11 protein-coding genes are annotated in these 12410 nt (G+C 41.5%); 8 read left to right on the top strand and 3 right to left on the bottom strand.

What is annotated here, in order from left to right; all coding sequences use genetic code 11:
- Nucleotides 1-204 precede the first annotated feature (204 nt).
- Nucleotides 205-345: a hypothetical protein gene (locus tag FTT91_RS07685; protein ID WP_004971840.1), complete on the top strand. Its 141-nt coding sequence runs from the start codon at nucleotides 205-207 to the stop codon at nucleotides 343-345.
- Nucleotides 346-440: 95 nt separating this feature from the next.
- Here FTT91_RS07685 and serC read toward each other — a convergent pair whose 3' ends face one another.
- Nucleotides 441-1520, bottom strand: a complete 1080-nt coding sequence (serC, locus tag FTT91_RS07680; protein WP_004971842.1) for a 3-phosphoserine/phosphohydroxythreonine transaminase — start codon at nucleotides 1518-1520, stop codon at nucleotides 441-443.
- A gap of 254 nt (nucleotides 1521-1774) precedes the next feature.
- On the opposite strand from serC, the gene FTT91_RS07675 reads away from it, so the two are divergent.
- From FTT91_RS07675 to FTT91_RS07645, 7 genes are all read left to right on the top strand, one after another.
- The gene (locus FTT91_RS07675) at nucleotides 1775-2218 is read left to right on the top strand and encodes a hypothetical protein (protein ID WP_131261181.1); all 444 of its coding nucleotides are present in this window, start codon (nucleotides 1775-1777) and stop codon (nucleotides 2216-2218) included.
- A 255-nt stretch (nucleotides 2219-2473) separates the two neighbouring features.
- The gene (locus FTT91_RS07670; protein ID WP_035310653.1) at nucleotides 2474-2788 is read left to right on the top strand and encodes a hypothetical protein; all 315 of its coding nucleotides are present in this window, start codon (nucleotides 2474-2476) and stop codon (nucleotides 2786-2788) included.
- A protein-coding gene (locus FTT91_RS07665) for an IS5 family transposase (RefSeq protein ID WP_180169221.1) occupies nucleotides 2778-3591 on the top strand; the annotation gives its coding sequence in 2 pieces (ribosomal slippage) (nucleotides 2778-3164 and nucleotides 3166-3591; 813 coding nt in all). The genes FTT91_RS07670 and FTT91_RS07665 overlap by 11 nt, the downstream gene beginning before the upstream one ends.
- 397 nt (nucleotides 3592-3988) lie before the next feature.
- Nucleotides 3989-5470 carry a TolC family protein gene (locus FTT91_RS07660; RefSeq protein ID WP_180169220.1) on the top strand — a complete coding sequence of 494 codons (1482 nt, stop codon included), beginning with the start codon at nucleotides 3989-3991 and terminating at the stop codon, nucleotides 5468-5470.
- Between the two features lie 11 nt (nucleotides 5471-5481).
- A complete protein-coding gene (locus FTT91_RS07655; protein ID WP_005252470.1) occupies nucleotides 5482-6612 on the top strand; it encodes an HlyD family secretion protein in 1131 nt (376 codons plus the stop codon).
- The gene (locus tag FTT91_RS07650; protein WP_004971855.1) at nucleotides 6612-7742 is read left to right on the top strand and encodes an ABC transporter permease; all 1131 of its coding nucleotides are present in this window, start codon (nucleotides 6612-6614) and stop codon (nucleotides 7740-7742) included. The genes FTT91_RS07655 and FTT91_RS07650 overlap by 1 nt, the downstream gene beginning before the upstream one ends.
- Entirely contained in the window at nucleotides 7739-8839 is a 1101-nt protein-coding gene (locus FTT91_RS07645) for an ABC transporter permease (protein WP_096901141.1), read from the top strand. The genes FTT91_RS07650 and FTT91_RS07645 overlap by 4 nt, the downstream gene beginning before the upstream one ends.
- Before the next feature lie 27 nt (nucleotides 8840-8866).
- Here the strand turns inward: FTT91_RS07645 and FTT91_RS07640 are convergent, their stop codons facing one another.
- A complete protein-coding gene (locus FTT91_RS07640) occupies nucleotides 8867-9292 on the bottom strand; it encodes a DUF3887 domain-containing protein (protein WP_180169219.1) in 426 nt (141 codons plus the stop codon).
- 68 nt (nucleotides 9293-9360) lie between these two features.
- Nucleotides 9361-12336, bottom strand: a complete 2976-nt coding sequence (gene gyrA / locus FTT91_RS07635) for a DNA gyrase subunit A (protein ID WP_167845878.1) — start codon at nucleotides 12334-12336, stop codon at nucleotides 9361-9363.
- Nucleotides 12337-12410 lie beyond the last annotated feature (74 nt).

Below are 12410 nucleotides of genomic sequence, written 5' to 3'. Positions count from 1 at the left end.
AACCCAAACATCTGCACCAAGCACCGTAGATAATCTGAAAGCCTTGAGTGGTGCGGATTTTAAAAATCAACACAGAATTAATTCATTATTGGCAGATATTATATTTAAAATAAAATTAGTACTTTATTTAATCAATTTTTTATGCTAAAAATATAGCCGTATTTAAATATTTAACGATAAATAGATCATCGGAAAATAATATCTATGAAAATCGTGCAAGAAGAAAACTTACAGCATGTAGAACATCAACTTGAGCAACGCTATCAGCTCGACCCGATGTCTTGCCTATTTTTTGCATTAGGCATGCTGCTCTCCGCCTACGGCTTACACTATTTTGTGTTCTGAGTTTCACTCATCAACAAGCCTCTATGACTTTTCACCTATTTCTATAAAAAAAACCCAGCTAATTCAGCTGGGTTTTTGCTTTTTACTACTATCAATTAACCGTGACGTTTTGCAAAGTCATCCATAAAGTTAACCAAAGCTTGTACGCCATCTAATGGCACTGCATTATAAATACTTGCGCGCATACCACCTACAGAACGGTGACCTGCCAAGTTCAACAAACGGTTTTCTTCAGCTTCTTGCAAGAATTGTTTTTCCAGTGCGGCATCAGCCAAAGTAAACGGAACGTTCATAATTGAACGGTTTGCGCTATAAATTGGATTCGCGTAGAAATCGCTTGAATCGATATAACCGTATAATAATTTCGCTTTTTCTAGGTTAGCTTGATGAATCGCATCTACACCACCGTTTTGCAATAACCACTCAAACACTAAACCAGACAAATACCATGCATAAGTTGCAGGTGTATTCACCATGGAATCATTTTTTGCCTGTGCTGAATATTTCAAAATGCTTGGAATTTCAGGCTTGGCTTGATCAAGCAAATCTTCACGTACAATCACAATGGTTAAGCCTGCTGGGCCAATATTTTTTTGCGCACCTGCATAAATCAGACCAAATTTAGATACATCTAAAGGTGCAGATAAAATGCTTGATGAGAAATCACATACCAACGGTTTGTCTGTTTCTGGAATATTGGCAAACTGCAAACCACCAATTGTTTCGTTATCTGCATAATGCACATAGGCAGCATCGGCAGATAAGTTCCATTGGCTTTGTTCGCTAATGGCATGCTTACCTTCAATCTGAATACCCGCTTCAACGACATGAATATCGCCATAGCGCTGCGCTTCTTTTAAGGCTTTTTCAGACCAAATACCCGTGTGGATATAATCTGCCTTGTTGTTTTTACCCAACAAATTCAATGGAATCGCAGAAAATTGTAGCGATGCACCACCCTGCAAGAACAATACTTTGTAGTTCTCAGGAATATTCATGAGTTTGCGCAGGTCTGCTTCCGCTTTTTCAGCCATGGCAACATAGTCGGCACTACGGTGGCTCATTTCCATGATCGAAAGACCTTTGCCATGCCAGTCAAGCATTTCAGCTTGAGCTTTTTCAAGTACGGCAGTCGGTAATGCTGCAGGACCAGCACAGAAGTTGTACGCGCGCATGATTTTTCCTTTCAGAGTGAAACACAATAAAATGATGGCATTTAACCATATCTGGCAGGGTCTTGCACAAAATTATTTCAATCTATGAGCCAAGATAGAGTCAAAAAATCAATGTAGATTCGAGGGATAAATTTACTAAATCAAAAAAAGAGGTTGAAATGTGTGCGACAATATCTGTCGCAAATTGATCAAAAAACCACCCACTACTCCTAATTAAATGATATTTTAAATAAATATTAAAGGAGAAATAAACAATGACAACATTCCTCAATCACTTTAAGGTAGATAAAAATTTACTTGAAGTTGACTTCTTTGACCCTAATCTGGAAACAGATACTCGCTTATACATTGATAGTTATTATTTAACTCGTTGTGAGAACATACATTCCAAGTCTGCTCTGACTACTCAGCAAAATTTTATGAAATGTTTAATGGAAGCTCTTAAAGAAAAAGATGAAATTAAAGCAAGAAAATTATGCTCCCATTTTCCTGAGCCCAAATATACTGGCATTGGTGCAACTAAAGAAGGAGTAAATGGCAAAGGATCACACGATATTAAAGTTGAATATATACTCACATGCTTAAAGTCTTCTCAGGCAGCTCAGACAGGCTTATTAGAAGATCTTGAAGAATTAATATTAGTTGCAGATGGTATAGGTCTGGACACTATTTCAGATATAACGACTAGGGTCTGTTGACATTTCATAAATGGCTTGCGCTGTAGGCTAAAACTGAGCAGATCAGGCATGAAACGCAAGGAATAGCGAGATTATTGCTAAGTTTCATAACGCAATCTGAGAAAGTTTTAGCCACAGCCTTTCAGGGCGAGCATATTTTTTGCTGCTATTGCGTTATGTGCCAGTCATTTAAAATGACTAAATTTCCTGTCCCATGCCTTATAGCAGCTAAAAAACCTTGCGAGATATATCTCTCATGCCGCAAACATAGACGAATTGTCAACAAACCCTAATATTTGCTTTAAACATTTTGCAGAATATACATTAGAACAATGTGAAAAATTAGGTATAGAAACGACTGAAACAAAAGAGGCTATTCATTTCTTTTGTGCAATCGATAACGAATGGAAAAAATCAAAATTTTCACTTCCTCACGCTCCTTGGGGGCCTAATAAAGTTGTTGGACCTGTAATTTTGTTACCTCAAAATATCTTGGAATCTATGATTAGCTATAAAACTAATTATTTTTTCACTAATATTAGACCTCTTGCGAAAGTAAAAAATTGTTTATACTCATCTCATGAAATATGAAAATTTAACAAGATTTAATGATGAAGAATTTAAACGACTTGTTGGAGTTCCTCGTCCATTATTCTTAAAAATGGTATCAGTGTTACAACATGCTGAACTTGCCAAGAAAAAATCTGGAAGACCTCATTCGTTGTGTTTAGAGGATCAATTGTTGTTAACTTTAAATTACTTACGCTGTTATAGAACTCAAATTGAGTTATCCGCCGACTATAACCTAGCTGAAAGTAATGTGAATCGTACGATTCAGAAAGTTGAAAATGCTCTGATTCAATCACGGATTTTCGCATTGCCGAAAAGGAATCAAAAGTTTAATGAGGGGGATTATGTAATCGTTGATGTTACTGAGTCACAGATTGAGCATCCCAAAAAAACAAAGAAAATTCTATAGTGGTAAAAAGAAGAAACATACGCTAAAAACACAGGTCATTTTTAACCCCCAATTAAAGCAAATTGTAAGTATACAGATTGAAGATGGCAGAAAACACGATCTGAACATTGCGCGTAAGCATTTGAAGGAGATGATTATTTATCCTTATATCATAGCAGATTTAGCCTATAAAGGATTTCATCAGATTAAGAGTAAGTTACTCATTCCAATCAAGAAACCTAACAATTTATCATTACCCCAAATAGCAAAACAGATCAACCAAGAAATCAGTCGGCGTAGGATCACAATTGAACATATCAACGGCAAACTTAAACATTTTCGGATATTAACAGAACGCCATAGAAATAGACGGAAACGATTTGGTCTAAGAATGAATTTAATTGCTGGAATGGTGAATTGGATGCTCTTAAATTAACTTTCGTAAGAGATCTATTGCCACCCCTTTATTTAAAGAAGAAGTTTTACGTAGAGATGCTTCAGCAAGCTTTATTTATTCTTTAAAATCTGGCGAGAAAAGAGTGAATGTAAAAAAATGCGAGAGCAATATCCTGAATTTCGAGGGGGGAAAAAGCAATATGGATGAATTAATCGCAAAAAATCCAAGACTTTTAAAAGAATATAGAGAAAAAGTAGCTAAAAAACGCTATTTAAAAAGAAAAGGTAAAAAAAGAAGATTAGAGGACGCATAAGCGTGCTTTTTATAGACAAATGTACAAGAAACAATACTATAACTTTACACTAGTTCTATCTGCGAACCTTTGATTTATACTAGCGGGATAACATTACCGGCTTTATATCAGTTTAGCGACTTTATGAACTTAAAGAAAAATAAAAGACAGCTTGTCTGGGGTTTAAATCTGCTTGCATCTATGATGTATGGCAGCTTTGCTCATGCACAGAGCATCAGCTTTCAGGATGCTGAACGTCAGTTGTTGCAAAATTCTTATAGCAGCCAAGCCTATCAAAGTCTGGAACAGGCTTCAAAACTTGAAGCTGAAGCAGTAAAAGGCGTAGGTCTGCCACGTGTCGACCTGAATGTTCGTGCCTATGCCTTTCACAGTGAAGTCGATATTCCATTAAAGCAATTTAAAAATAATCTGGAGAATTCACTCTCTCAAGGCGTGAATGGCCGGCTTAATGAGTGGGAGGCCAGTAATGGCGTGGATCTACCTGCAGGTATTACCGATCCACTGCGTGATGGACTTAACAATACTATTCATAGCGGAGTTGGTCTGATTCCGGATACGTCTAATGTCATCCTTGAAGATCAGGTGATTCGCCCCACTGTTTCCGTGATTATGCCAATATATACTGGAGGCCTCACCCGTAGTGCCAAAGAAATTGCCAATATTCAGGTCGGTCGTAGTCAGCTCAGCAACAAACAGCAGCAAGATACGCAGCGTTTTGAACTGATTCAAAGTTATTTTAATGTGCAGCTCCAAAAGCAATTGCATGCAGCTGCGCTGTTTAATCTGAATGCCATGCAGCAGCATTATCGCAATGCCTTAAAAATGGAACAGCAAGGTTTTATCAGTAAAGGCCAGCGTATGCAATTTGAAGTGGCACGTAATAATGCCGAGCGCAGCCAGCAAAATACGCAGGCCAATTTGAATGCTGCGCTGTTCCAGCTGAATAATCTGCTTCAGGAAAGTAGCATCACTGAGCTTTCGACGCCTTTATTTGTCAATAAAACCGAGCCACAGGCCTTAAATCATCTGCTAAAAACTTTTAGTCAGAACTCTGCGCTGATTCAAAAAATGCAGCTGGATACCCAATTGGCCCAAGCCAATGTGAAAGCCCAGCAAGCAGCGAAAAAACCAAATGTATTTGCTTTTGGCGAATATAGTCTGGATCAAAATGAAAACTGGATTGTCGGGGTTGCCGCACGCTATAACCTGTTTTCCGGGATCGATAAAAACAAGAATATTCAGGCTGCCGAACTCAAACGCTCTGCAACAGAACTGCTTACTGCACGCACCCAGCAGGAAATTGAAAATCTGATTTATAAATCTTATAGCGAAGCACTTAGTGCACAGCAAAGTGATGTACTTCTGGCACAAAACTTGAAAGCCGCACAGGAAAATTTACGCATCCAAGAATTGTCTTTTAAAGAAGATACGGGCACCGCCACACAGGTCATCGATGCACAAAATATGCTGAGCGGACTACGAGTTGAAACTGCCTTGAATGCTTACAAATATGTGATGTCACTGGCCACACTATTACAAAGCCATGGCTCGATTGCAGAATTTCCAACCTACATTCAACATGCCAACACCCACTATATTCGCTAATGGAGCCGAACATGAACGAAGATCAAAAACCCAATGATCCTGTGAATGAAGTGGCTTCATCCAGCGATACAGAAAAATCGCCTGCGCAACAGGTAGAAACAAAAACTGAAATAGAAAACAACGCGACGACTTCGACCGAGCAACAACAAGCTCCTGAAATCGCTAAAAAGAAAAAATATTTATTGCTCGCCCTGATTCCAGTTCTGCTGGCAGTCATCGCTTTTGGATTGTGGAAAAGCTACCAACCGGCTCCGCTTGAATTGCAGGGTCGTGTAGAAGCTGAAACAGTTCAGGTGGCGACCAAAGTGCCAAGCCGTATTGAAGAAATCTATGTAGAAGAAGGTCAGCGGGTCAAAAAAGGCGATGTACTGGTGCGCTTAAACAGCCCGGAAATTCAGGCCAAAAAACAGCAAGCCGCAGCGGCTTTACAATCTGCGCTGGCCTTACAATCGACTGCTGAACGTGGCTCGCAGGAAGAAAATATCGCCAGTCTGTATGCCAACTGGCAATCGCTGAAAGCACAGCAAAATTTAGCCAAAGTTTCTTATGAGCGTGGTGCAAATTTATTGAAGGAAGGTGTGATTTCACGCCAGCGCCGTGATGAATTGTATGCAGCCAGTCAATCAGCGGCGCAAATGACAGAAGCAGCGTATCAGCAATACGCACGTGCCAAACGTGGCAGCACCTCACAGCAAAAGAGTTCTGCCGATGCACAAGTAGATATTGCCCAGGCTGCGCTGGATGAAGCCAATGCTTTAGAAGCAGAAACCCAATTAGTAGCACCTGTAAACGGAACGGTGTCTAAAACCTATGGCAAAGTCTCGGAGCTGGTAGCCACCGCAGTCCCTGTGGTCAGCCTGATTGAAGATCAAATGTGGGTGAGCCTGAATATTCGTGAAGACCAATATGCCCCATTTCAGAAAATGAGCAGTATTGAAGGTTATATTCCCGCCCTAGATAAAACCGCCACTTTTCAAATTAGACAGATCAGTGCTGAAGGTGAATTTGCCACCATTAAGACCACACGTCAAACCGGCGGTTATGATGTGCGCAGTTTTAAGCTGCATCTTGTACCCACACCAGCGATTTCTGAACTGAAAGTCGGGATGAGCGTGTTATTTAAACTGAAAGAGACCCGATAATGTGGACGGGTATATGGCGCGAACTGCGCTATCTGCTCAGCGAAAAATGGGATCTGTGTCTGGTCACGCTGGCACCTGCACTGGTGATTATTTTATTCAGCAGCATGTTTGCTCAAGGGAAATCGGATCATTTACCGATTGCGATTATTGATCAAGACCAGAGTGCGCTGAGTCAAAGCATTTATCAACATGTGGCGCTGAATCATACTCTTAAAATTGCTACGGTGTCGGAACAAACAGCTGAAATTGAGCGCCTGTTAAATCAAAATAAAATTTGGGGTTATATCCATATTCCAAGCGGTGCCGAGCAACGTCTGGTTCGTGCCCAGGATGCTGACATCAGTATTGCTTTTAACCAGAGTTATTTCAGTATTGGAAATACCATTTCCTCGGCCATGCTGGTCAGTACCCTACAAGCACTCGCTGAATTTAGCGGACAGCAATATCTGGGCAACCGACTCCCCTCTCTCGAAGCACCGTCACCGCATATTAAAATATCTCCGCTGTATAATCCGCAGCTGAATTATGAATTCTATCTGGAACCCTATGTCATTCCGGCAATTCTGCATTTACTGCTGTGTTGTTGTGTGGCATTTTCCGTCGGTCAGGAACTGAAGCGGCAGACCTTAACAAGCTGGATTAGCAACTCATCCATCTGGATGGCATTGCTGTCTAAGAACCTGATCTATGTGGCTATTTTTAGTCTATGGACCTGGATCTGGATGTTCTGGCTGATTGAAATTCGCGGCTGGTTTGTTGCCGGCTCGCTCGCTCTGATTCTATCGGCACAATTTCTGCTATATAGCGCTTATGCATTTTTAAGCAGTGCAGTGGTTCTGGCAACCAAAGATTTAAGTAAATCTTTTGGCATCATTGCGGTCTATGGTGGTTCATCTTTAAGTTTTGCCGGTGTGACTTTACCTTTAAATAATGCGCCCCTATTCACCCAGTTCTGGTCCAATATTATTCCGTTTACGCCCTATGCCAAATTACAAACTGAACAATGGGTGATTGGTAGTCCATTGCATATTTCACTGCAAGCTGGATTCATGCTGCTGATCTATGCCCTAGTTTACGCTCTGCTGGCTTATCTGTTTCTTAAAAAAATAGTTAAAGGAGCAGTCCAATGAAATCCCTCTGGTTTTACTATCTGCAAAGCTTTAAGGATATTGTCAGTCACGGCACGATCTTTACCACGCTTATTCTATCCGTCTTGTTTTACAGCTTTTTTTATCCAACCGCTTATCAGGCACAGCAGGCTGAAGCCTTACCGATTATTATTGTCGATGAAGAACAAAGTAACTTAAGCACCCGTATTATTGGTCAAGTGGCACAAAGCCCCAATGTGGAGATTGAGGCGATTACCGGCAATTTTTCCGAGGCCAAACAATGGGTGGAATCACAAAAAGCCGATGGTATTTTACTTCTGCCAGACAATTTATCGCAAAGCTTAAGGCATGGTGAAACAGGTGGCATTGGCCTGTATTTAAGTACAGCCAACTTTTTAGTAACCAAACAAATTGGTCTGGGCTTAGCCACATCAGTTGAGCAAACTTTGGCAGATTATACTGAACGCTTTGGCAAGGTCTCGGATTTTTCACCTGCCCTTTCTGTGCATCAAATTCCTTTATTTAATCCGCTGTCCGGCTATGGCAGCTATGTCTTTCCTGCGGTTGCACCTTTAATTATCCACCAAACCATTCTTTTGGGTTTGAGTATGCTGATTTTGGTATATCGGGAAAGAAAAATAGAATTAAACACAAATGCATTGATTGGGATGTGTTTAGCGGTCTTCACCATTGGTTGTCTGGGATGTTTCTATTTATTCGGCTTTAGCTTCTGGCTATTTGATTATCCGCGCGGTGGCAACCTGCTCGGGATGCTGCTGGCTGTTGCGGTTTTTATCTACACGATAATTGGCATGACCTGCTTATTTGCTAGTTTTCTGGATCTGCCGGAACGTGCGGGGCATGTCATTGTATTCACTTCTATTCCACTGTTCTTTTTATCTGGTGCGGCCTGGCCGCATGCTGCCATGCCCACCTGGATGCAAGTCGTTGGCGAAATCCTGCCCTCTACCCAAATTGTGCAGATGTTTATTCAACTCAATCAGATGGGTGTGCCTACAACACTGATCTTGCCTAAATTGCTCTATCTTGGAATGATCGGTAGCTTGTGCTTTTTTTTGGCTTATCGACGTTTAATTTCTGGTCATCAAAGCAGATAGAGCATTATAGCAATGCTCCTATTCCACTTATTTACCCGATTCGCCAAAGACTTGAATATTGAAATTACGAATCTTGTTGCTACCATTCGGCTTGTCAAAACTAACATCATACTGAACCAGATTTTCCGGATAGGCAATTTCATAGCTGACCTTATATTGCCCATGCTGATTGGTTGCTTCTTCAATCTCTTTGGTCATTAAAGTCTTAGACTTGTATTCACCTTGAGGAATTGAACGTGAAAAGCGTTTCATCAGCTTTTCATTGTCCTTAAACTGGGTTTGCAACTGCGGCTCTAACTGATCCAAAAACTCGTCATACTTCCCATCACGCAAATCCTCATAGGCTAGCTGTGCCGCCTTTTCCTGTTCAGGACTCGGATCTGGAATATTGTCCATTGAATTACAGCCACTCAATGCAACCGCTGCTGCCAACAACATTAATTTGGTTTTCATCGCTTACCCTTATGCAGTCAACGTTTATAAAAAAGGACGCCGAAGCGCCCTTTTTATCAGTAAAAAACTTATTCTTCTACTGAATTTTCACCGTCTTTTTCCACTTGCTCAGTTTCAGCAACTGCATCCGTTTCAGCCACTAAAGATTCTGCACCTTCAATCGCCTCAACAAACTCGTCTTCTTCAACAGCTTCAATCGCTTCTACACCCACCAGTGTTTCGTTTTCACCCAAGCGGATTAAACGTACACCTTGTGCATTACGACCTGTTTGCGCCACTTCAGAAGCGCGAGTACGCACTAATGTACCGCCATCAGAAATCAGCATCAGTTCTTTGCTTTCATCAATAGCAACTGCACCGACCAATTCACCATTACGTTCAGAGGTCTTAATGGCAATCACACCTTTACCACCACGTTTTTTGGTTGGGAAGTCGTCTACAGGTGTACGCTTACCATAACCATTCGCCGAAGCACACAAAACTTCGCCTGTTTCTGGTACTACGACTAGCGATACGATACGGCTGATGAGTGCTGAATCTGAACTGTCTTCATCATCGCCATCGACTTCTACATCTTCGACATCTTCAACTTGTGCTGAACCGAAGCTGACACGCATACCACGTACGCCTTTGGCCGCACGACCCATTGAACGTACATCGGTTTCAGCAAAACGAATCGCTTTACCTTCATTGGAGAACAACATAATTTGCTGTTCGCCATCGGTAATTGCAACACCAATTAAAGTGTCTTCTTCATTCAATTCAATGGCACGTAAACCATTCGAACGTACGTTACTGAATTGTTCCAATTCAACACGTTTCACTGTACCTGATGCCGTTGCCATAAAGACATAAAAGTTTTTACGCAAGGCTTCTGCTTGTGATGCAAATTCTGCAATGATCTCATCGTCTAAATCGGTTGCAGAAAGCTCTACACCCAATTGTTTCAATTGCACACGCAATGCATCAGATAAATCATCACCATCTGCTAATTCAGCAAAGGCAGCTTCTAATTCTGCATAATGTGCAGCAATGATTGCGTTGGTTTGTATATGTGTAGCATTGGCTTTTACATAGCTACGGAAGTCTGCCAAACGCTCGGTAAATTTCTTCGGTGCATCAATGACAGGTAAAATCGCGGTGATGGTTTCATTGGCATCTAATGGCAATAAGTTCACCATTGGACGACCTTTCGCACCACGCGATGCCTGTGGCACTTCAAACACTTTCAGACGGTACACTTTACCCACATCGGTAAAGCACAGCACCGTTGCATGGTTAGATGTCACGATTAAATGCTGCACATAATCATCTTCTTTCATCGACGTTGCAGATTTACCACGACCACCACGACGCTGCGCTGCGTAATCTGACAATGGTTGAGTTTTTGCATAACCTGTTTGTGATACTGTCAGTACCACTTGTTCTTCTGGGATTAAATCTTCACGCGAGAAATCAATGCGAGATTCTACAATTTCAGTACGACGTGCATCGCCATATTGCTGTAAAACTTGCGCCAACTCTTCACGAATCACGCCCATCAACAAATTAAAGTCATTCAAAATTGCAGTTAATTCAGCAATTTGTGCCAAAATTTCAGAATATTCTGCATGTAACTTGTCTTGTTCTAGACCTGTTAAACGATGCAAACGTAATTCTAAAATTGCGGTCACTTGCGCAGGTGATAAACGATAGACCTGACCATCTAAACCAAACGGGCGGTTAGGGTCTTCGCCTTCAATTTCATCTGGACGTACAGAAACTGAACCTGCTTTTTCCAATAACGCAACTACACCACCTGCTGCCCACTCGCCTGCCTGTAAACGCTCACGCGCTTCGGCTGGGTTGGCAGAAGATTTAATCGTTTCGATGATGGCATCAATATTGGCCAACGCAACGGTTAAGCCTTCTAAGATGTGTCCACGTTCACGCGCTTTACGCAACTCGAACATGGTACGGCGGGTCACTACTTCTTGGCGGTGACGAATAAATGCCGCAATAATATCTTTCAGGTTCATCAATTTTGGCTGACCATTGTCTAGGCAGACCATGTTGATGCTGAATGAGTTTTCTAACTGCGTATTTAAGAACAGGTTATTCACAATCACTTCAGCGTTTTCACCACGCTTCAGATCAATTGCAATACGCATCCCTTCTTTATCAGACTCATCACGTAATTCTGAAATACCTTCGAGTTTCTTCTCTTTCACCAGTTCAGCAATACGCTCAATGGTTTTGGCTTTGTTGACCTGATAAGGGATTTCAGTAAAGACGATGGTGGTACGACCAGATTTTTGATCTTCTTCAAAATGGTACTTACCACGAATATGCAAACGGCCTTTACCTGTACGGTAAGCATCAACAATGCCTGATTTACCGTAAATAATACCGCCTGTAGGGAAGTCTGGACCTGTGATATGTTCCATCAACCCTTCAATTGAAATATTTGGGTTGTCTGCATAAGCCAAACATGCATGCACCACTTCAGTCATGTTGTGCGGTGCCATATTGGTCGCCATACCTACAGCAATACCTGCAGCACCATTGACCAATAGGTTTGGAATACGAGTAGGCATCACTTGAGGAATACGCTCAGAGCCGTCGTAGTTATCTTCCCAATCGACAGTGTCCTTTTCTAAATCGGCCAACAGTTCATGAGTAAGTTTGCGCATACGGACTTCGGTATAACGCATGGCTGCGGCACTATCGCCATCAATCGAACCGAAGTTACCCTGACCATCGACCAATTGATAACGCAAACTGAAATCTTGCGCCATACGAACAATTGTTTCGTAAACTGCATAATCACCGTGAGGGTGATATTTACCGATGACGTCACCGACTACACGGGCAGACTTTTTGTAAGCTTTGTTGTAGTCATTGCCCAATTCGTGCATTGCGAATAGCACACGACGATGCACAGGTTTTAGACCATCTCGTACATCTGGCAGCGCACGTGACACAATCACGCTCATCGCATAGTCTAAATACGAGTGCTTGAGTTCATCCTCAATGGCAATCGGTCTAATTTCCGATACGCTCATGCATACTCCTTATTCTGCAAACAAATTTTGCTTGCATTTTATATGTCGTAAAACTTGCAAATGATTAGCCTGAA

This window comes from Acinetobacter sp. YH12021 (assembly GCF_013420145.1).
Lineage (GTDB): Bacteria > Pseudomonadota > Gammaproteobacteria > Pseudomonadales > Moraxellaceae > Acinetobacter > Acinetobacter towneri.
The sequence above is the reverse complement of the archived record's forward strand: the minus strand, read 5'-3'. Positions and strand labels throughout refer to the sequence as shown.